Origin of the sequence: Moorella sp. E306M, assembly GCF_006538385.1 — a bacterium.
In the GTDB taxonomy this organism is placed as follows: Bacteria; Bacillota; DSM-521; order Neomoorellales; family Neomoorellaceae; genus Neomoorella.
Genome location: NZ_BJKO01000001.1, coordinates 1,872,304 through 1,891,987 on the forward strand (window position 1 = coordinate 1,872,304; position 19,684 = coordinate 1,891,987).

General features: G+C 54.3%; 16 protein-coding genes. 12 read left to right on the forward strand and 4 right to left on the reverse strand.

Annotation, left to right across the window (positions count from 1 at the left end; translation table 11 throughout):
- Positions 1 to 186: 186 nt before the first annotated feature.
- The 3 genes from FLZ89_RS09675 to nrfD are packed head-to-tail and all read left to right on the forward strand — an operon-like array spanning position 187 to position 4,709.
- Positions 187 to 2,760, forward strand: a complete 2,574-nt coding sequence (locus FLZ89_RS09675) for a molybdopterin-dependent oxidoreductase (protein WP_141304879.1) — start codon at positions 187 to 189, stop codon at positions 2,758 to 2,760.
- Positions 2,760 to 3,446 carry a 4Fe-4S dicluster domain-containing protein gene (locus tag FLZ89_RS09680; RefSeq protein ID WP_141304880.1) on the forward strand — a complete coding sequence of 229 codons (687 nt, stop codon included), beginning with the start codon at positions 2,760 to 2,762 and terminating at the stop codon, positions 3,444 to 3,446. Before FLZ89_RS09675 ends, FLZ89_RS09680 begins: the two co-directional genes overlap by 1 nt.
- 15 nt (positions 3,447 to 3,461) lie before the next feature.
- Entirely contained in the window at positions 3,462 to 4,709 is a 1,248-nt protein-coding gene (gene nrfD / locus FLZ89_RS09685; RefSeq protein WP_253256451.1) for an NrfD/PsrC family molybdoenzyme membrane anchor subunit, read from the forward strand.
- Here nrfD and FLZ89_RS09690 read toward each other — a convergent pair.
- Positions 4,706 to 4,972 carry an AbrB/MazE/SpoVT family DNA-binding domain-containing protein gene (locus FLZ89_RS09690; protein WP_141304881.1) on the reverse strand — a complete coding sequence of 89 codons (267 nt, stop codon included), beginning with the start codon at positions 4,970 to 4,972 and terminating at the stop codon, positions 4,706 to 4,708. The genes nrfD and FLZ89_RS09690 overlap by 4 nt on opposite strands.
- Positions 4,973 to 5,265: 293 nt before the next feature.
- On the opposite strand from FLZ89_RS09690, the gene FLZ89_RS09695 reads away from it, so the two are divergent.
- From FLZ89_RS09695 to FLZ89_RS09710, 4 genes are all read left to right on the forward strand, one after another.
- A complete protein-coding gene (locus tag FLZ89_RS09695) occupies positions 5,266 to 5,952 on the forward strand; it encodes a 4Fe-4S binding protein (RefSeq protein WP_141304882.1) in 687 nt (228 codons plus the stop codon).
- A gap of 25 nt (positions 5,953 to 5,977) precedes the next feature.
- The gene (locus tag FLZ89_RS09700) at positions 5,978 to 6,571 is read left to right on the forward strand and encodes a TetR/AcrR family transcriptional regulator (protein WP_141304883.1); all 594 of its coding nucleotides are present in this window, start codon (positions 5,978 to 5,980) and stop codon (positions 6,569 to 6,571) included.
- Between the two features lie 245 nt (positions 6,572 to 6,816).
- On the forward strand, positions 6,817 to 7,956 hold the full coding sequence (locus tag FLZ89_RS09705) for an efflux RND transporter periplasmic adaptor subunit (protein WP_141304884.1): 1,140 nt from the start codon (positions 6,817 to 6,819) through the stop codon (positions 7,954 to 7,956).
- The gene (locus tag FLZ89_RS09710) at positions 7,953 to 11,081 is read left to right on the forward strand and encodes an efflux RND transporter permease subunit (protein WP_141304885.1); all 3,129 of its coding nucleotides are present in this window, start codon (positions 7,953 to 7,955) and stop codon (positions 11,079 to 11,081) included. Before FLZ89_RS09705 ends, FLZ89_RS09710 begins: the two co-directional genes overlap by 4 nt.
- Positions 11,082 to 11,443: 362 nt before the next feature.
- Here FLZ89_RS09710 and FLZ89_RS09715 read toward each other — a convergent pair whose 3' ends face one another.
- Positions 11,444 to 11,782: a cupin domain-containing protein gene (locus FLZ89_RS09715; protein ID WP_141304886.1), complete on the reverse strand. Its 339-nt coding sequence runs from the start codon at positions 11,780 to 11,782 to the stop codon at positions 11,444 to 11,446.
- An 891-nt stretch (positions 11,783 to 12,673) separates the two neighbouring features.
- On the opposite strand from FLZ89_RS09715, the gene FLZ89_RS09720 reads away from it, so the two are divergent.
- The 3 genes from FLZ89_RS09720 (at position 12,674) to pckA (ending at position 16,024) form a co-directional block, all read left to right on the forward strand.
- On the forward strand, positions 12,674 to 13,765 hold the full coding sequence (locus FLZ89_RS09720; protein WP_141304887.1) for a hypothetical protein: 1,092 nt from the start codon (positions 12,674 to 12,676) through the stop codon (positions 13,763 to 13,765).
- Between the two features lie 238 nt (positions 13,766 to 14,003).
- Positions 14,004 to 14,297, forward strand: a complete 294-nt coding sequence (locus FLZ89_RS09725) for a carboxymuconolactone decarboxylase family protein (RefSeq protein WP_141262726.1) — start codon at positions 14,004 to 14,006, stop codon at positions 14,295 to 14,297.
- Positions 14,298 to 14,443: 146 nt separating this feature from the next.
- Positions 14,444 to 16,024: a phosphoenolpyruvate carboxykinase (ATP) gene (pckA, locus tag FLZ89_RS09730; protein ID WP_141304888.1), complete on the forward strand. Its 1,581-nt coding sequence runs from the start codon at positions 14,444 to 14,446 to the stop codon at positions 16,022 to 16,024.
- A gap of 75 nt (positions 16,025 to 16,099) precedes the next feature.
- Here the strand turns inward: pckA and FLZ89_RS09735 are convergent, their stop codons facing one another.
- Positions 16,100 to 16,342: a YkoF family thiamine/hydroxymethylpyrimidine-binding protein gene (locus FLZ89_RS09735; protein WP_141262724.1), complete on the reverse strand. Its 243-nt coding sequence runs from the start codon at positions 16,340 to 16,342 to the stop codon at positions 16,100 to 16,102.
- 52 nt (positions 16,343 to 16,394) lie between these two features.
- Here FLZ89_RS09735 and nth point away from each other — a divergent pair, with 52 nt between their 5' ends.
- Together nth and FLZ89_RS09745 are read left to right on the forward strand one after the other, a co-directional pair.
- On the forward strand, positions 16,395 to 17,045 hold the full coding sequence (gene nth, locus FLZ89_RS09740; protein ID WP_141262723.1) for an endonuclease III: 651 nt from the start codon (positions 16,395 to 16,397) through the stop codon (positions 17,043 to 17,045).
- Positions 17,046 to 17,122: 77 nt separating this feature from the next.
- A complete protein-coding gene (locus FLZ89_RS09745; protein ID WP_141304889.1) occupies positions 17,123 to 17,497 on the forward strand; it encodes an ATP-binding protein in 375 nt (124 codons plus the stop codon).
- Between the two features lie 201 nt (positions 17,498 to 17,698).
- On the opposite strand, the gene FLZ89_RS09750 is transcribed toward FLZ89_RS09745, so the two are convergent.
- Positions 17,699 to 19,624 (reverse strand): aconitate hydratase, encoded by a 1,926-nt coding sequence (locus FLZ89_RS09750; RefSeq protein WP_141304890.1) that lies wholly within the window; start codon positions 19,622 to 19,624, stop codon positions 17,699 to 17,701.
- Positions 19,625 to 19,684 lie beyond the last annotated feature (60 nt).

The following is a 19,684-nucleotide window of genomic DNA, read 5'->3' on the forward strand; positions in this document are numbered from 1 at the left end:
TGGGGGAGGGGAATATATGACCAGAAATACTACCAGTTGGCAGTTTTATTACGGGGTATAGTTGGCCCCATAACACCAAGAATATTATTTTAGAAAAGTGCGACGGAACTCGTAAATGAATAACCAGTTCCCAGCACCACGGGATACCGGGGTCTGGTCCCTAAATGCCGCTTGGAGGTGACCTTAATGAAGAAGAAAGAGAAGCGAGAATTCAGGCTCAGTCGGCGCCAGTTTTTAAAGGCGTCGGCAGCAACGGCCGTCCTGGCGGGTACGGCGGGGCCTACGCGATATTTTATCCCGAAAGCCGGGGCAGAGAATACGTCCCCATTAAAAGAAGTTAAATACGTGCGCAGTACCTGTTCACCCAACTGTACCTTGGCCTGCGGTATTAAGGCCATGGTGGTGGACGGGCAGATCAAGGCCCTTTTACCGTCCAACGACTACCCCGAGCCCGAATATGGACCCCGGGGATGCCTGCGGGGGCTCTCCTTTATCAACCTAATCTACGGTCCTGACCGTATAAAAAAACCATTGATCCGTACCGGGGAACGCGGTGCGGGGGAGTTCCGGGAGGTATCCTGGGAAGAAGCCCTGGACTATACGGCAAAACGCCTTAAGGAGATTGCCGCCAAATACGGGCCGGAATCCATCGGCTTTATTTTCCAGGTCGGCGGGACCGGCCACGTCCAGAAGGGAGCCTGGCTTGCCCTGGCTACTATGGCGGGGTGGAGCCTGATCCACCCTTACGACCAGAACGGCGATCTGCCTATGTTCTGGCCCATGACCTTCGGCGTCCAGACGGAAGAGCTGGAACCCCTGGAATGGCTTAATTCCCGCTATATAGCCATATTTGGTTCTAACATTATGGTTACCCGCCTTATTGACTCTGACTTCCTGATTAAAGCCAGGAATAATGGTACAAAGGTGGTTGTTTTTGACCCCAACTACAGCCCGACGGCCGCCAAGGCCGACGAATGGGTCCAGCTTAAACCCAGCAGCGATGCGGCCCTGGCCCTGGGGATGGCCAGGGTAATCATTGAAGAAAAACTCTATGACGAGGCATTCATCAAAACCTACAGCGATATGCCCCTTCTGGTTCGTCTTGATAACGGGCGGCGCCTGAAAGCGGATGAGGTAAAGGGCCTGACCAGACCGGACGGACTACCGCCCTACCGGGAGGCCTTTGTCGCTTACAACGGGCAGTTCCTGGCCGTGCACCCGGAAAAGCTGGAGCTTCCTCTGGATGTAATCCTAGAGGGCGAAGTAGATATCGAATTAAAGGACGGCCGGCGGGTTAAGGCCAAACCGGTCTTCCAGCTGTTAAAAGAACATTTAGCCAGCTATACACCGGCCTATGTAGAGCAGGAGACTGGCGTTCCCGGGGATACGGTGGTCCGCCTGGCCCGGGAGATGGCGACAACGAAACCGCTCCATGTCATCTATGGTGCCAGCAACTACCAGTGGTATCACGGCGACTTGAAGGGCCGCGCCCTGGCTCTGTTGCCGGTGCTGACCGGCAATCTCGGCAAGCCGGGTGCGGGTATTTCCACCTATGCCGGCCAGTACAAGATCCGGTTCAATGTCAAAGAATGGTGGTTTCCCAGGCCGCCCAGATGGCTTCCCTGGCTTTATATCCTCCATGGCCCGACCCCCGGTATGAAAGCCAGGTGGCCCAAGAACGGGGTCAAAGCCCTGATCTTTGGCTGGGGCAACCCCTTCGACCAGCATAATATGGCCGACCGCCTGCGGCAGATGGCAGTAAAGGGCGAACTGGAATTCATCGCCGGCCTGGATTTTTCCCTGACCACCAGCTGCCGTTACAGCGATGTCGTTTTCCCGGCTGCCACCTGGTATGAAAAGACCGAACTGGTAACCACTCCTTTGCACCCCTACATGCAGCTGCAGCAGCCGGCTATCAGGCCTCTTTATGAAGCCAGGTCCGAACTATGGATGGCCAGGGAACTAGCTAAAAGGCTCAATCCCGACTTTGCAAAACACTTTTTCCCCGATCTGGATGAGAACACGGCGGCGGAAAAAGCCATTGAACTTCTCCTTGCCACCGGCGGCCAGCCTGTGGCCGGGATTACCCTGGAGCAACTAAAAAAGGGGCCGGTGCGGCTGAAATCGGAGGTGCCGGGAAATCGCCAGATTCCCTTTTATGAACAGGTACAGTTTAAAAAGCCCTTCCCGCCTGTCAGCCGGCCGGCGGCATTGGAAGCGACGGCAAAATTTGTCAGGAGTGGTCGGATCGAGTTTTATAAGGAAGAGGAAACCTTTATCCAGCTGGGTGAGACTTTGCCCGTGCACAAGCCGCCCTTTGAGGATAGCGAGTATGCCTTGAATCCGGAAGTTAAAGGCAAGTACCAGTTTGCCTATATCACTCGTAATTCCCTTTACCGGGTCCACTCCACCCATTCCAATAATCTCTGGATGAACGAGCTGCAGGATAATAAGCCGAAGGTTTTCTTGAACCCCCAGGACGCTGCCGCAAAGGGTATTAAAGAAGGCGACTTGGTCGAAGTTTACAATGACCGCGGCCGGGTGCGTGGTTATGCCGTCCTGGACCCGGGCCTGGGGAGAAAAATAGTCGTCTTTGAGCAGGGCTGGTGGAGCCGCTATCTTAACGGTGACTCTTATAACTCCCTGACCTATCCTTTTATCAAGCCCACCCATGAGGTCTACTTCGTACCGGGGATATGGGCCCCCAATACAGCCTGGAACGAAGCCCTCTGCGATGTAAGAAAGGCAGGTGAGGTATAGTGAGACTGGGAATGGTCATCGACCTGGACCGCTGCATCGGCTGCCGTACCTGCGCGGTGGTTTGCAAAGGGCACAACTCCCAGCCGCCGGGTATGTGGTGGAACCGGGTCTTTACTCCTGGAAGTCCTGAACACCAGCTTCCCGTAGCGAAAAACGGGGAAGTGGAGATGTCTTTTTTACCCGTATCCTGCCAGATGTGTGAAAACGCGCCCTGTGAAAAGGTCTGCCCGGTGGGGGCGACCTACACCGACGACCGGGGCCGGGTGCTGGTTGACTACGAGCGCTGTATCGGTTGCCGTTACTGCATGGCCGCCTGTCCCTACGGCGTGCGCCAGTTCAACTGGGAGGACCAGCAAAAGGCCAAAGCAAAGGCGGGTTATATGCCGGGGTATGATTACGGCTATCCTTTCGAGCATCGCGACCGGAACAGCCGCCTGGTCTACATGCCGGATCGTCCCAAAGGAATAGTGGAAAAATGTACCTTCTGCGTGCAGTATACCGATAAAGGGGAATTACCGGTTTGTGTCCAGGCCTGTCCGGCCGGGGCGCGCTTCTTTGGCGACCTCGATGACCCCAAGTCGGAAGTAAGCCGCCTGGTGCGGGAGCGGCAGGCTTTAAGGCTAAAAGAAGAACTGGGTACAAAGCCCAAAGTCTTTTACCTGCCGCCAGCAGGACCGCGGAAGTAAAAGGAGGGAGATCTTGTGAGGAAACTAAATGTGGCTTTTACCATAGGCCTGGTTCTTTTGCTGGTAAGTTTATTTACCTGGGGCTACCAGCTTAAAAGCGGTCTGATTGTGACCGGCATGCGCAATCCCTTTAGCTGGGGCCTGTATATTGCCACCTTCGCCTTCTTTGTGGGGATTGCCGCCGGGGGGCTAATCGTTTCTTCTTCGGTTTACCTCTTCAATCTTGAGCAGTTGAAGCCCTTTACCCGCATTGCTTCCCTGTCTGCCTTTGCCAGCATTATGGCCGCGGCGGTAATCATCCTGCCGGATCTGGGGCGGGTAGACAGGATTTACAACTTGCTGCTGCACCCCAATTTCCGGTCGCCTTTAATCTGGGACGTAATAGTTGTTTCCGCCTATACCGTCTTAACTTTCTTGAGCGTTTATTTTCAGCTTTTACCGGACTGGAAAAAGGAAGGACGCGGCTTTCTCAACGGTTGGACAAGGAAGCTTTCCCAGGAGGAGGTAGAAAGCATTGCTGCCAGGTGGTCCCGGCGGGTAGCCATGGTGGGGCTCCCGGTGGCGATTCTAATTCACACCATCACGGCCTTGATTTTTGCCACCCAGGCTTCGCGCGGCTGGTGGTATACGGCCATCTTACCCCCGGATTTCATCGCCGTGGCGGTGGCTTCCGGGACGGCCCTGGTGCTGGTGATTGCCATCCTGGTGGTCGGGAAAGATGGGTTTAACCAGTATGCAGGCGCCTTTAATACCCTGGCCCGGATTATAGCCGGTGCCCTGGCCGTCCACTTCTTTTTCGTAGCCATGGATATCTTAATTCACTGGTGGTGGGGCAGCCCCGAAGCCTTAAGCACCCTGGGCCTGGTTTTCAAGCGTTATGGCCCGGTCTACCTGGTGGAAATCGCCCTGCCGGCCCTGGTCATGGTTTACTTCTTCAGCGAAAAAGGCGGTCGGTCGGCCGGTTCCCTCTTGCTGGGATGCGCCCTGCTTTTTACCGGCGTATTTGCCCACCGGCTGATGTTAATGTTCCCGGCCTTTAACCAGTTCCCTTTAAGCCTCTCTATCCCTGGAATGGAAATTGAAGGCTGGAATTATCCCATAGCAGTTGGCGTATTTAAGGCAGGAGCGCCGGTATTTGCCGGCTCCTGGCCCTACGTGCCCACCTTATTTGAAGTTGCCGTTGATCTTTTACCCTTTGGCCTGGCCTTGTTGATTATTACCTTGATGGTAGGTTCGTATAATTTCTTGCCGGATAAACGTTAAGCCGGGACGACGGTCCCGGCTTTATAGTTTTCTTCTTCGGTTTCCCCGGCATGTTCTGCTTGCAGCAGCGACCGGACCAGGCTGGTTTCACCCTTTAACGCTCCGTACAACCGCAAGAAGGGTTTTTCCTTCAGGGGGACCAGTACCAGCTTCCCCTCGGCCACCTGCACCTCAAACTTGTCCCCTTGCTTAATAGCATATTTTTTTCGGATGTCAGCGGGGATAATTAGCTGCCCTTTTGAAGATATCGTCACTACCGGCACTGCCTTACTCCCTCCTCAAACTTACATTATAAAGGTAAGGCTGAGGAGAATCAACGTATACGAAAGCCCATCTGGCTATTAACAGGATTTTCCGTGGGAAGAAAGACCATTCGCATCCATCCAGGTTACCTCCATGGGGATTTCTCCCAGTAGTTGCACCTAAATCTTCCGCCAAAAAGAAGTAAACAAAAATGTTTTGCCAGTGTGATCCTTATCACATGTTTACACCCTTGACAGGGAAGTTATTACCAGTCATAATGTAAGTAAATATTTACTTATAAAGGAGGGCGGCGATGAAACGGAAGCATTCACTCCAGCACTGGCGCCTGGTGGTGCAAATCCTTGCGTTTCTGTTGTTCATTTACTTGTTAATAAGCGGTAAAAACAAGCTCTGGATGCTAATCATGATGGCTTTCCTGCTCATAACTCCCTTTTGGGGGCGCCTCTACTGCGGTTGGCTCTGCCCCCTTAATACCCTCTTGCGCCCCGTCAACTGGCTGGTGAGTAAAAAGGCCCGTTGGTTGGCAAAAGACATACCATCTGTAGGCAAGAGCCCATGGTTGCGGGCTGTAATTTTTATCCTTTTCCTCCTTGTTTTCTTGATGACGCTGCGGGGTATTATCAAAATAAACCTCATTGTGCTCCTTGCCCCCTTCGCCATTTTGACCACTATCTTTTTCACCGAGTCTGCCTGGCATCGTTACCTTTGTCCCTTTGGTGTACTCTTTAGCTTGCCCGCAGGCGTTAGCCGCTGGAGATTCCATATTAACCCGGATCACTGTCTGGCCTGCGGCCGCTGCCGGCGGGTATGCCCGGCGGGGGCCATCGCTGTCAATAAAGACCCGGAAAAAAGCTACCGCATACTGCCCCGTTACTGCCTTTTTTGCTTCGCCTGCCTGGAGGTTTGCCCGCGCAGCAGCATTGAACTAACTGCCGCCAGGCCGGCTAGCTCCAGGGAGAAAATGACGAGAAGCCTTTGAGGCTACCAGCAGTGGAGGTGACAGCATGACTGTGAAAGAGACCAGCGCCATCAGGCAACAACAAATAATAGCCGCTGCGCTGGATATTATAGCTAAGCGCGGGCTGGCCAATCTTACCACCGCCGCCATCGCCCAGGAGGTAGGGTTCAGCGAGGGGGCTATTTTCAAGCATTTTCCCGGTAAAGAGGCCATCCTGGCAGCGGCCGTTAAGAGTGTCGGCGGCCGTTTGGCCAGCCAGGCTGCAGCCATAGCCGGCCGCAAGGACGTGCCGCCTGGGGAGAAATTGCAATTAATTTTAGACCTGCACCTGTCCCTGGCGGCAACCAGCCCGGCGATGCCGCGCATTCTCTTTTCCGACGAATTATATACCAGTTATGCGAGTCTGAAGGAAATCATCAAGGGGATTATTGCCGGCTATACCCGGACCCTGGAAGCGATTTTTAACGAGGGGATGGAAACGGGTGAATTTAAGCGTTTTTTCCCGGCCCATACCCTGGCCTTTATCTTTATTGGCCTGATTCAGAGCACCATAATTCGTTGGCGGCTTGACGATGGCATTGATCCCCGGCAGCAGGGCCAGCACATCTACCGGGCTATCATGTTTATGGTCGGACGGTAGCCAGGTCAAGGCCGGCCATAGCTGGTTTCTTACAGGATTACAATCTAAAGTAAGTAATCTAAACCTCCCGCGTACGCGGTCATATTCAAAAGATCCTCAGGCCGTTCGATCATTGCTCTAAAGCTTGCTGGAGAAAATCCTTAATCCTTTGACCTCGTGAAAGGGTGCGCTAAGTAAGTGTAGATGCATGTTCCAGGTTAATAATGTCAAGTACATTCTAATTGTAAAGGGGGCAACGCGATATTATGGAGAGCAAATTAAAGTTGACCGGCCTGCTCAGGAAGGGAGTGACATTTTTACTTATTGGCCTGGTGATCTATACCGGCGGCAGGTTGACCTATAACCGGGTGACAGCCTTGCGCAGCTCACCACCCGTGACCGAGGCGGCAGGGCTGCCGGTAAAAACGGCCCGCGTGACTTCCGGACCAATCCAGGAAACCATCACCTATGTGGGAACAGTACGTTCTGACCATGAGGTGTTTTTGGCTGCCAGGATAACGGCTACAATCCTCAGGCAGGAAGCCCGGGAAGGAGACTTTGTCCGGGCGGGTACGCCCCTGGTGATCCTCGACGATAAAGAGCTGGTAGCCAGCACCAATACCTTAAAGCAAAAGGTAGCCAACGCCCAGGAGAACGTGACCTACTGGCAGAAAGAAGTGGCCAGGAATAAATCTCTTTATGAACAGGGTGCTATACCAGCTAAACAATATGAAGATACCAGGTATGCCCTGGAACAAGCAGAAGGTAATCTCAAAGTGGCCGAGGCTATGCTGGAAGAATCTTTGACTAATTTACGTAACGTAACCCTGAGCACACCGGTAGATGGAGTTGTTACAGATGTAGCAGCCTATGCGGGTGATCTTGCTGTTCCAGGCAAACCGCTGGTAACCATTGCCGACGTCAAGCGGCTTAAAGTAGAAGTCAAACTGGCGGAAGTAGACCTGCCCAAAGTCCAGGTAGGCACCAAAGTCATGTTGCAGATGCGTACTGGCTCGGTGAAACCAATTATTTCCCAAATAAGCAAAATCCATCCGGCTACCGATCCGGTCTCCCGGACTACTGTAGTGGAAATCCCTTTACCAGGGGAAGTTGGCAAGGACCTGAGGCCAGGTAATAGTATGGACGCAATCTTTATCCTTAAAGAAAAAAAGGATGCCATCCTGGTTCCCCGCCAGGCCGTAATTGAGGATGGTGATAAAACCTATATCTTCGTCGTCGCTGACGGTAAGGCACAGCGCCGGGAAATTAAGAAAGGGATCGTCAATAATGACTATGTAGAAGCCCTTGGCGGCGTGGACAAAAATACAGTGGTAGCGATCACTAATTTAACGGAATTATATGATGGCCGTACCGTTTACCTCTACGACAGGGGGCAGGAGCAATGAACTGGGCAGCCTACATACTTAAGCACCGGTACACCATTTTTGCCCTGGTTATTGCTGTAATAATTTTTGGTATCTTCGCCAGGAACTCACTGAAAATAGAACTATTCCCGGAAACGGCGCCGCCGCTGGTAAATGTAGTTACCGCTTATCCAGGTGTAGCCGCCGAAGATGTTGCCAGAAATGTGAGTAAACCGCTGGAAGAAGAGATGGCCACCCTGGAAGGCGTAAAGAAAATATCTTCTACCTCCCAGGACGGTCTTTCCATAGTCCAGGTCGAATTTCAGTACGGCAAGGATGTCGATGTAGCGGCCGTTGATGTGCAAAATGCAATTAACCGTATTAAGAGGAGTTTACCGGGCGAGATTCAGGAACCCCAGGTGATGAAGTTCAGCTCGTCGGATAAACCTGTTGTCACCTACAGCGTCAGCAGTACCAGAGTCCCTATGACCGCCGTACGCACCCTGCTGGAAAACGATATTAAAAATGAAATCCAGATGGTCGACGGGGTGGCTGCCGTTGATATCTTTGGCGGTTATAAGCGCCAGATCAACGTTTTTCTGGACCGCAGCAGGCTCGAGGCCTTACAGATACCTCTGGAAAAAGTGATTACCGCTCTCGGTACCCAGAATATAGCTGCTCCCGGCGGCCACATTATCCAAAAGGAGAAAGAATATCTAATCCGCATTGTCAATGAGTTTGAAGGGGCCGCCGATATTGGCCGTACCGTTATAGAAAACCGCAATGGCAACCTTATTTACCTGAAAGATATTGCCCGGGTGGAGGACGGCCAGGCCGAAAATCGCAGTGAGTTTCGCTTTGAAGGCAAGCCGGCTCTATCCCTCCAGGTTATCAAGAAAAAGGACGCCAATACTGTGGCTGTAGTAGACGGGGTCAAGGAAAAAGTAGCGGAGTTACAACAGAAATATCCCTTTTTGGATTTCGTGATAGCCAGTGAAGATGCTTCTTTTACCCGTTCGGTTGTCGACAATATGAGCAGCAGTATCGGTACTGCCCTTCTGTTTACAACTTTAATTATCTGGTTCTTTATTGTCAGCCTGAAAGAGAGCCTGATCGTGGCCCTTTCCATGCCCCTCTCGTTTTTAATGACTTTCGCTTTGATGAAGGTGACCGGGCTGGATCTGAACCTGATTACCCTTTCTTCATTGATCCTGGCCATCGGCATGGTAGTAGATAATGCTATCGTGGTAGTGGAGAATATCACCAGGCACCGGGTGGAGCTAGGCAAAGATGCCCTGGCGGCGGCCATTGATGGGACCGGTGAAATATTTCTCGGGGTACTGGCCGGTACTACTACAACTCTCATCGTCATGGTCCCCCTCCTGTTTATCCCTGGTTTTGTGGGGCGGGTTTTTGGTCCAATGGCTTTGACCCTGATCCTGGCCCTGGGTTCGTCATTTATTGTAGCTGTGACCATGATTCCCTTATTTACAGTGCTGTTGCAAGGATTACGGTTTACCTGGCTTGAAAAATTCCTCGGTTTTTTAGCCTGGCCCTTTGTCCGCTTGATGGATGCGACCCGGGATATTTATCTTGCCATATTACGGCGCGCGCTGGGGTTTCGCTGGTTAACCCTGGGGGTGGCCATTGCCCTGCTAATTATAGGCATCCGGATCCTGGCACTGATCGGTATGGAGGTTTTGCCAAAACTGGACGCCGGCTCCTTCTTTATCACCTTGGAAACCTCACCTGGGACTTCATTAGCAGGGACCAGTGCTATTGTAAGGCAGGTAGAAGAGTTTCTGGCAGCAGAGCCTAGCGTTGTTACATATCATAGTAGTATTGGCTATGAGGTAGGGACCCATTACCTGGGCGACAGCGGCGCCCAGGGTGTTACCCGGGCTTACATAACGGTCACCCTGACCAGCAGGAAAGAGCGCACGGAAGACATCTGGACTATTGAAGAAAGGTTGCGGGCCAAAATCGCCCGGCTGCCAGGAGTGCAGACATTTGTCGTCAAAGAAAGCGGTGGTACGGCGATATCAACCACCAGGGCACCAATTGATGTCCGCATAACGGGTAAGGACCCTGAGGTTTTAAATCACCTGGCGGAGGAGATTGCCACTGCCCTGCAACAGGTACCCGGGGCTGTCAATATTTATCGGAGCTGGACCTTGAACACTCCGGAAATTGACTTAAAAATTGATGCTAAACGGGCGGCAGAACTGGGCCTGACACCGCAGATGGTATCCCGGCAGGTATTTGCGAGCATTGAAGGAACCCGGGCCTCGACTTTAAAAATGCCCAATCAGAAAGACACGGACATTCAGGTGCGTTATGCCCAGGAAAATCGTGATTCCCTGGAAGAACTTTTGAATCTCCGCCTGACCACGCCGGCAGGGGTACAGGTGCCCTTAAGGGATGTAGCCAGTATAAATTTAACCCGGGGAGCAAATGTAGTCACCCGGGAAAATCTCAACCAGACCGTCGATGTCCTGGGATTTACCTACGGCAGGCCCTTTAGTCATGTCATCGGCGACATTGAACGCGTTTTAAAAAACATAAAGGTGCCGGACGGTTATGAAGTGGCGATAACCGGTGAACAGGCCGATCTGCAGGCATCCGGTGCAGACCTGCGCTTCGCCCTGCTGCTGGCCGTGGTGGCGGTGTACCTGCTGCTGGTGGCCCAGTTCAGGTCCTTCCTGCACCCGCTGACGATCATGATTTCCATCCCTTTTATTGTTATCGGGGTCGCCCTGGCACTGCTGTACAGCGGCAAACCTGTTTCCCTGCCGGTCATGTTTGGCTTTATCTTACTTGCGGGTACGGTAGTTAACAATGCCATTCTCCTGGTGGACTACATCCTGCGTGCCCGTGAACAAGGGGCTGACCGGGAGACGGCTGTTATCCAGTCCGTTAAAACCCGCTTTCGCCCCATTATGATGACCGCCCTGTCTGACGTTGTCGGGATGCTGCCCCTAGCCCTGGAATGGGCCCTGGGGTCGGAACGTTTTTCACCTCTGGCCACCACCGTCATAGGTGGTATTTTAGCGGCAACCCTCCTGACCATGGTCGTAGTTCCCGTCATCTACTCCCTGTTTGATGATCTGGGAGACCTGTTTGTCAGGAAAAAACAACACCCTGTACCTGCTGTCACCCAAGCTTAACAGTTTTGAGGCACTGTGGAGAATGTACTCGAATACAGTAAGTATGTACTTCGAACCGTTTAACGCAAAAATAAAAAAAGTACCATAGTCCGCTCTCCGTGCAGTTGGCGCATAGCTTCCGGGCCTAAGAAAGAGGAGGTAGGTCAGGGAGGGCATGCGCCAGCTGGTGGACAGCATCAACCGCTTCCTGGGGCCTTTTTCTGAGGCTACGCAAAAAAGGGGAGAAGATGCGCGGGTTTTTCCGCGTCTTCTCCCTTCGCGTCTACTCCCTTTATTTCGCCGGGGACAAAAGCTTTAGGCCGGTGCCTGTTCCTGCTGCGCCGGGAGGGTATTGTTCCCGGCCGCGGGGCGGCCAGTTGAAACTAGCCGCTTTTAGCCAAATTTTTCGGGTTGGGTGTCTTAATGACCAGGACGCTGAAATGGGTGCCGGCATTGGCGGCCAGGGCGTGGGGGATACCAGCCGGGCTGACTACTATCTCCCCGGCGTTGACTTTAGCCGTTTCCGGGCCGACAGTCACCGAACCCTCGCCTTCAATGATATGGAAGAGAACGTCTACCGGGGTGGTGTGGGACGGCACTTCGTCACCCGGCGCCAGGGTCAGGTTCATGATATTGATGTAGGGCACGTCCAATACGGCCCGCGCCTTGACACCCCTGGGGGTTACCTGCTGCGGCCGTTCATTAATGCGGATAATCTCCATGGTTTTTAAGCCTCCCCGGCGGCCTTGCGGCCGCCCTGTATTTTTATCTATAATTGTAGGCTTCCCTCTAGGGAAAGCAGTGATGTTGCGCACATAATCCAGAGTAAAATTTCACAGGTTAGCTTTACTGTAGGACCTGTTAGTAGGCAACCAGTTTTCCCGCCAGGACGGGCCAGGATAAATCAGCATTATACGCTAAAGAACTTTTACCGCCGGGCAAGGATCAATAAGAAAAGAGCGAAATAAAGATGTTGGGTTCAAAGGTTACACCCGGTACTCATGCCGGGCGGGGATTTACGTCAGTAATGTAGAAATAAACCGGGCTTTGACAGTATATGGAATTGATGTTAGAATAGTTTCAGAGAAAAGGGGCACCCCGGAATGTCTGTTAGCAAAGAGTTACTTGAGACCTTAATTCGTTTAGAGCCAGCCCAAGAACCTAATGAAAGTTTACGGAAATTGCTCCGGCAAAAAGTACTGAGTGATATCCGTAAATATGAAGTAATAAGCACTACTTTCCAAAAAAAAATATGGTACCGATTTTATGACCTTCCGACAATCATTACCACAAGGAGATTGGGAAGTTGAGCAGGATTATTTTGACTGGGAACTGGCTGAAACGAGGTTAGGGGAACTACGTAGTGAACTGGCTAGGCTGAGTAAACATGAATAATTGGATGGCTTTGCTTCAGGAAGCGGAGACTATTGCTAGAACACGCGCAATTAGCAAACTAATCATTATGGAGCGGGGTTACCAGGTATATAAAAAGGGGCCAGGGAAGTGAGCTTGACAGAGTTCTGGGATGAAGTTGAAGCCATTATCCAGAATTTAGGGTTGTCTTCAATGTAATAAGCGCCACCCCCGCCATAACATATAGTGGGGGTGTTTTTATGGAAGCTGTTATCCGCCAGGAGGTCGGCTGGATCCTCGCCCAGCAACTTCCCAGCGGGGCAGTGGTTACTGCTTATCCTGGCCGGCCGAAGATTGTCCCCTATTTTGCCAACCTGGCCCTCTACGGCCTGGCGGCCTGGGGCTTGAGTCTACCGCGGGTGCGAGCCTACCTGGACTGGTACCTGGCCCACATGGAAAGGCCAGATCGCTATGGCGTGACGGGTACAGTTTACGACTATTATTTAGAACGAAAAAGTATAGGGGAGGGGGTAGGGGACGCGGCCAGTACGGAAGTGCCTGCTTACAGCTACGATTCCTCCGACTCTTACGCCGCTACCTTTCTCACCCTGGTGCGGTGCTATTGTGAAGCCAGCGGCGACAGGGAGTGGGTCGCGCACCACCTGCCGGAGCTTGAACTGGTAGCCGGGGCGATGCTGGCAACCTTGCAAAAGGATAACCTTACTCTGGCGCGGCCGGATTGGAAGGTTAAATACCTGATGGACAACTGTGAGGTCTATCAGGGGTTAAAAGATTACGCCTGGCTGCTGGCGCGCGTAAGGGGGTACGCCGGAGAAGCACGGATGCCAAACGGACACCTGGAGGCGGAGGGGGAGAAAAAGGTCAGTAAGTACGCCCAAGAAGCCGGTAGATATGCAGCCCTGGCCGCAAGAGTAAAAGATGCCATCCAGGCTAAGATGCTTCTCGATGGCGGCTACTGCCCGGCTATTTACCGCGCCGGCCTGCGCCGGCGGCCCAACTGGAAAAAGTGGTATCCGGATGCCCTGGCGCAGCTCTTTCCCATTATAACCGGCGTCCTCACGCCCCGGGAAGAGGCTGCCAGGCGCCTGTACGCCAATTTCCTGCGGAATTATCCCCATTGGTACCGGCAGACGGCGCCGGAGAATTTTATCACCACGCTGGTAGTCTATACCGCCGCCCTCATGGAAGACCGCTGGCGGGTGCGCCAGTATGTGGAAGGGCTGGAGGAGAATATTATCGCCCGGGGTCACCCCTGGCCCTACCACGCCGCCGAGGCCGGCATTCTGCTCCTGGCCCTAAAAACTTATCTGGCTGGGGGTGTAAAGGTATAAAAGAGTGCTTATATGTAAGCCCTTCATAGCTGTGAGATTTCAACTAGTTACTTACTTACTTATCAGATATAAAAAGGCCGGTACGGCATTTTTATACCTTGGCAGGATTTTGTACCCGCAGGGAGAACATAAAAACGAGGGGAACAGGGAGGTGTTAATCGATGACGGACTTGACCCGTTCCTACCAAGTTGCCATCCCTCCTACACCCCGCATCTTAATAGAGGAAGGTGATACAAGATGCCCTTACCACCCTTTATTGAAGCCCTATCGGAGCGGGATCCGGAGTTTTACCGGGCTGTTAAAGCTGTAGCGGAAACGGCCATGGCCCCCGGCGCCCTGGACGCCAAGACCAAGACCCTCATCACCCTGGCCCTGGACGCCGCCCACGGCGCCGGCGAAGGGGTAGCCGTCCTGGCTAAACAGGCCCGGGAGCTCGGCGCCAGCGAAGAGGAGATCCGGGAAGCCCTGCGCCTGGCCTACTTTGTCGCCGGCAACGGCGTCCTGGCGGCCGGCAGGGCGGCTTATCGGTAAAAATATTGCGACCATAGCAGGGGCAACAGCAGTGCCCCGGATTCGCGTTAAAGGTGTACAGTATACATGCATTGATTCTGTTGACCTTCCTTCAGCCCCTGTGGTATATTGCTAAAGATTATAGAGGGAGAAGGAAGGGAGAGTTTATGGGCAGTACTTATGGTTTAGAGCGATTAGGCCTCATTAATCCCGGTACTGTTTACCGCAACCTGCCGGTGGCCCGGCTGGTTGAAATAGCCCTGGCGCGGGGAGAGGGCATCCTGGCTCCCAGCGGGGCATTAAGCGTGAATACAGGCAAGTATACCGGCCGTTCCCCTAACGACAGGTTTATCGTGGACACACCCGCCGTTCACGACAGCATCAGCTGGGGTGGCGTCAACCAGCCTGTGAGCGAAGCGACCTTTGAGCGCCTTTACAGTCGCCTGACGGCCTACCTCCAGGGAAAGGAACTCTTTGTTTTTGACGGCTTTGTCGGGGCTGATCCTGCCTACCGCATGCCCATCAGGATCGTCAACCAGTATGCCTGGCAGAACTTGTTCGTCCACCAGCTTTTTATCCGGCCGGCGGCGGATGAACTCACCGGGCATGAACCCCAGTTTACCGTTATCTGTGCCCCGGGCTTTAAGGCCATCCCGGAACTTGACGGCACCCGCTCCGAGGCCTTTATTGTCCTCAATTTTGACCGTCGTGTGATAATCATCGGCGGTACCTCCTATGCCGGTGAGATGAAAAAATCCATCTTTACCGTTATGAACTATTTGCTGCCGGAGCAAGGAGTTTGTCCCATGCACTGCTCGGCCAACATGGGGCCGGCAGGCGATACGGCCCTGTTTTTCGGCCTTTCCGGCACCGGCAAGACTACCCTGTCGGCCGATCCGGAACGCTACCTCATTGGCGACGATGAGCATGGCTGGTCGGATAAAGGGATTTTTAACTTTGAAGGCGGTTGCTACGCCAAGTGCATCAAGCTCTCCGCCGAGCATGAACCCCAGATCTGGAACGCTATCCGTTTCGGCAGCGTCCTGGAGAATGTTGTTGTAGACCCCGAGTGCCGGACCATTGATTACGACAGCGATGCCCTGACGGAAAACACCCGCGCTGCCTATCCGGTAGATTTCATCCCCAACGCCGTAATCCCAGGGGTGGGCGGCCATCCCCGGTCGATAGTTTTCCTCACCGCTGACGCCTTTGGCGTTATGCCGCCCATAGCCAAACTGACCCGGGAACAGGCCATGTACCATTTCCTGTCCGGTTATACCAGCAAGCTGGCCGGCACCGAGCGGGGTATCACCGACCCCCAGGCCACCTTTTCCACCTGTTTCGGGGCGCCCTTCCTGCCCCGGTCGCCCATGGTTTACGCCAACCTCCTGGGGGAAAGGATAGCCAAGCACAACGCCAGCGTTTACCTGGTCAATACCGGCTGGACAGGGGGACCCTACGGCACCGGCCGGCGCATGAGCCTGCCCCATACCCGCGCCATGGTCCGGGCGGCTTTAAACGGCGAACTGGATGAGGTGGAATTTACCCCCGACCCGGTCTTCGGCTTCCTTGTACCTAAAGCCTGCCCCGGAGTTCCGGCGGAAATCCTCAATCCCCGCAACACCTGGGCGGAACCGGAAAAATATGATGCCATGGCCCGCAAGCTGGCCGGCCTCTTTAAAGAGAATTTTGCCAAATTCAAGGACGTACCGACCGGCATCCTGGAGGCCGGGCCTGTCAGTAAATAGCAATGACCCTGCTGAGCATATCAAAAAGCCGGCTGTATATGATATACACCGGCTTTTTGATTCCGGAAAGGGAGTTCAGCCTTTACGGGCCGCATTGGAAAGGGTAACGACCATGCTGACCTCGCCTGCCGAACTGGCCCGGTCGAAAAGGGAACGGATACCGGCCCAGACCTGTTCTTCCTTACCGTGGATTTCGGTACTGATGGGGCCGACATTGTAGCTAACGCCCTGCTGGGCCAGGGACTGGAGGGAGTCGTTGATAATCTCACTGGCCCGGGCTGTCTTTTGCGGGTAAAGGCTTACTTCCGCGCTGAGCATGGCAGCTTCCTCCTTTCGTTTGTAACTATTTTTTATCAAGGAGTAAGTGGTTATGCAAAAGGGTAGAGTAGAAGCAATTCTCAAGGCTTTACGAGCCGCTTACCCGGGGGCGCGGTCGCGCCTTAAATACAGAAATCCCTTTGAACTCCTGGTGGCGGCCATTCTCTCGGCCCAAACCACCGATGACCAGGTAAACAAGGTGACAGCGGAGCTTTTCCGGCGTTATCCCACCCCGGCGGCCCTGGCGGCGGCAGACCCGGAAGAGGTTGCTGCCTGTATTAAAAGCCTGGGCCTGTACCGGATGAAGGCCGCCCACCTGGTGGCTGCCTGCCGGACCCTGGTCAGGGAGTATGGCGGCCGGGTTCCGGATAAACTTGAGGACCTCCTGCGCCTCCCCGGGGTAGGGCGGAAGGTGGCCAATGTGGTCCTGAGCAACGCCTATGGCCGGGATGTCATCGCCGTCGACACCCATGTTTTCCGGGTGGCCAACCGCCTGGGTCTGGCACGTGCCGGTAATGTCCTGGAAACAGAAAAGCAGCTTATGGCTATTCTGCCCCCCGGTACCCGCGGTGAAGCCCACCACTTGCTAATCCACCACGGCCGGGCGGTCTGCAGGGCCAGGCGTCCCGAGTGCCGGCAGTGTGTGGTTAGTAGTTACTGTAGTGATGCGGATCACAAGAGCCTGGGTAAGGCATCACAATGAGCTTTGCTTAAAGGAGATAAAATATAGGTAAGCAAAGCAGCTTGATAAAAATCTAAGTCTTCCAAGAAGGTGATCTTATGAAACGCAAGATTGTCCGTATAGACGAAGAGAAATGCACCGGCTGCGGCCTGTGCGTATCGCCCTGCGCCGAGGGAGCCATTGAGATTATTGACGGTAAGGCCAGGGTTCTGCGGGAGGAACTGTGTGATGGTGCCGGCGTTTGCCTGAACGTATGTCCCACCGGGGCCCTGACTATTGAGGAGCGAGAGGCGCCGGCCTTTGATCCCATTGCGGCCGAAGAGAATCTGGCTGCCAAAAGGGCAGAGGGTACGGCTCCCCGTTGCCTGCGTTGCGGTGTCGATGAAACCAGGGCTGTCCTTCTCTTTGCCCGCCACCACGGCGAAAGCACATGGGTTTGCACCCGCTGCCTGCCGGTACTGATCCACGGGTAAAGCTTTTAGGGAATAAATTGCCGGCCTGAAAGAAAGAGGGACCTTTAATATTAGGTCTCTCTTTTTATGTTAAATTTTACGCTATCATTTTCCAGGAGATGAAGCAGGCAATAGAGGCGCAGTTTCATACAAAGAATAAGGCTAGACCGGTAAAATACTACCAGGTCTAGCCCCATTAACCGTTAAATGTCACCGGGGTATTTACTTCGCTGCCTGTTGCCTGGTGTAATTTAATAGCCCGCCGGCTAAAATGATTGCCTGCTGGCGGGGGGAAAGGCCGTGGCGTACTTTAAAGGTAAAGCCCCTGGTAACGTTGGTAACGGCGATTTCATCCTGCTCCAGGCCGGCGTGCAAATCAATGATCAGCCTATCACCCGCTTCAATGCGGTCATAATCGGCCGGGTCGGCAAAGGTTAGGGGCAGGATGCCGAAATTCACCAGGTTACTGCGGTGGATCCGGGCAAAGGATTTGGCGATGACGGCCTTGATGCCCAGGTACATGGGGCAGAGGGCGGCATGCTCGCGGCTGGAACCCTGGCCGTAGTTTTGCCCGCCGAGAATAATTCCCCGCCCGGCTTCCCTGGCCCGCCGGGCAAAGGTGGGGTCCACCCCTTCGAAAGCGTGCTCGGCCAGAGCGGGAATATTGGAACGCAGGGGCAGGTATTTGGCCCCGGCCGGTGAAATATGGTCAGTGGTAATATTATCGCCCGTCTTTAAGATTACCGGCGCTTCGATCATCGGGTCCGGCGGCTGGGGTAAGGGCAGCGGTTTGATGTTGGGCCCGCGCCGGATCTCCACCTGCGCACCATCCTCCGGCGGGAAGATAAACATGCCGTCGTCGACGGGGAAGCTCGCCGGTAAAGTTATATTGATGGGGTCACCCAGTTCCCGGGGATCGCTTAAGTAGCCGTTGATAGCCGTCGCGGCAGCAACCTCCGGGCTGGCCAGGTAGACTAATGCGTCAGCAGTACCGCTGCGACCCTGGAAGTTGCGGTTGAAGGTACGCACCGAAACGCCGCCCGAAGGAGGGGCCTGTCCCATACCAATACAGGGGCCGCAGGCGCACTCAAGGATCCGGGCACCCGCCGTGACCAGGTCGGCCAGGGCGCCGTTCTGCGCCAGCATACGCAAGACCTGGCGGGAACCGGGGGCAATGACCAGGCTGACATCCGGGTGGACGCGCTTGCCTTTAAGGATGGCCGCCACGCGCATGAGATCGGTATAAGAAGAATTGGTGCAGCTGCCTATGGCCACCTGGCTGACTTTAATGGGGCCAACTTCCCGGACGGTGGCCACGTTATCCGGCATGTGGGGCCTGGCCACCAGGGGTTCCAGGCTTCCCAGGTCGATGTCAATGACCTGCTCGTAAGTAGCATCGGCATCCGGCAGCAATTCCACCCAGTCATCAGGCCGTCCCTGGGCGGCCAGGAAGGACCGGGTAACCTCGTCGCTGGGAAAGATGGAGGTGGTGGCGCCCAGTTCGGCGCCCATATTGGTAATGGTGGCGCGTTCCGGTACGGAAAGGGTGGCGACACCATCCCCGCCGTATTCGATGATTTTACCTACCCCGCCTTTGACCGTCAGGCGACGCAAAACCTCCAGGATAATATCCTTGGCGCTGACCCAGGGGGACAAACGGCCGTGTAAATTGACACGGATCACGGCCGGCATGTTAAAATAAAAAGGTCCCCCGGCCATGGCCACGGCGACATCCAGGCCGCCGGCACCTATAGCCAGGGCGCCCACCCCGCCGGCGGTAGGGGTATGGCTGTCGGAGCCCAGGAGGGTTGTCCCCGGGACGGCAAAGCGCTCCAGGTGAACCTGATGGCAGATGCCGTTACCGGGGCGGGAAAAGATAATGCCGTATTTAGCGGCTATGCTCTGCAGGAAAAGGTGGTCATCGGCGTTTTCAAAGCCGGTCTGGAGGGTATTATGGTCGACATAGCTGACAGAAAGTTTGGTCCGCACCCGGGGGATGCCCATGGCTTCCAGCTGCAGGTAGGCCATGGTGCCGGTGGCATCCTGGGTCAGGGTCTGGTCGATGCGGATGGCGACTTCCTCCCCCGGCACCATCCTGCCGGCCACCAGGTGCTGGCTGATTATTTTCTGGGCTAAATTCTGGCCCACGGTATTTCCTCCTTTCCCAAAGGCTATAATCCATTATAATATAACAGAAGCAGGCCGGAA

Excerpts from the sequence above, each read along its gene's own strand:
- FLZ89_RS09700 (WP_141304883.1), top strand. The coding sequence starts at position 5,978 with ATGACTGTGAAAGAGACCAGCGCCATCAGGCAACAACAAATAATAGCC.
- FLZ89_RS09715 (WP_141304886.1), bottom strand. The coding sequence starts at position 11,782 with ATGGAGATTATCCGCATTAATGAACGGCCGCAGCAGGTAACCCCCAGG.
- FLZ89_RS09675 (WP_141304879.1), top strand. The coding sequence starts at position 187 with ATGAAGAAGAAAGAGAAGCGAGAATTCAGGCTCAGTCGGCGCCAGTTT.
- FLZ89_RS09705 (WP_141304884.1), top strand. The coding sequence starts at position 6,817 with ATGGAGAGCAAATTAAAGTTGACCGGCCTGCTCAGGAAGGGAGTGACA.
- nth (WP_141262723.1), top strand. The coding sequence starts at position 16,395 with ATGCAAAAGGGTAGAGTAGAAGCAATTCTCAAGGCTTTACGAGCCGCT.
- FLZ89_RS09725 (WP_141262726.1), top strand. The coding sequence starts at position 14,004 with ATGCCCTTACCACCCTTTATTGAAGCCCTATCGGAGCGGGATCCGGAG.
- FLZ89_RS09745 (WP_141304889.1), top strand. The coding sequence starts at position 17,123 with ATGAAACGCAAGATTGTCCGTATAGACGAAGAGAAATGCACCGGCTGC.
- FLZ89_RS09720 (WP_141304887.1), top strand. The coding sequence starts at position 12,674 with ATGGAAGCTGTTATCCGCCAGGAGGTCGGCTGGATCCTCGCCCAGCAA.
- FLZ89_RS09735 (WP_141262724.1), bottom strand. The coding sequence starts at position 16,342 with ATGCTCAGCGCGGAAGTAAGCCTTTACCCGCAAAAGACAGCCCGGGCC.
- pckA (WP_141304888.1), top strand. The coding sequence starts at position 14,444 with ATGGGCAGTACTTATGGTTTAGAGCGATTAGGCCTCATTAATCCCGGT.
- FLZ89_RS09710 (WP_141304885.1), top strand. The coding sequence starts at position 7,953 with ATGAACTGGGCAGCCTACATACTTAAGCACCGGTACACCATTTTTGCC.
- FLZ89_RS09695 (WP_141304882.1), top strand. The coding sequence starts at position 5,266 with ATGAAACGGAAGCATTCACTCCAGCACTGGCGCCTGGTGGTGCAAATC.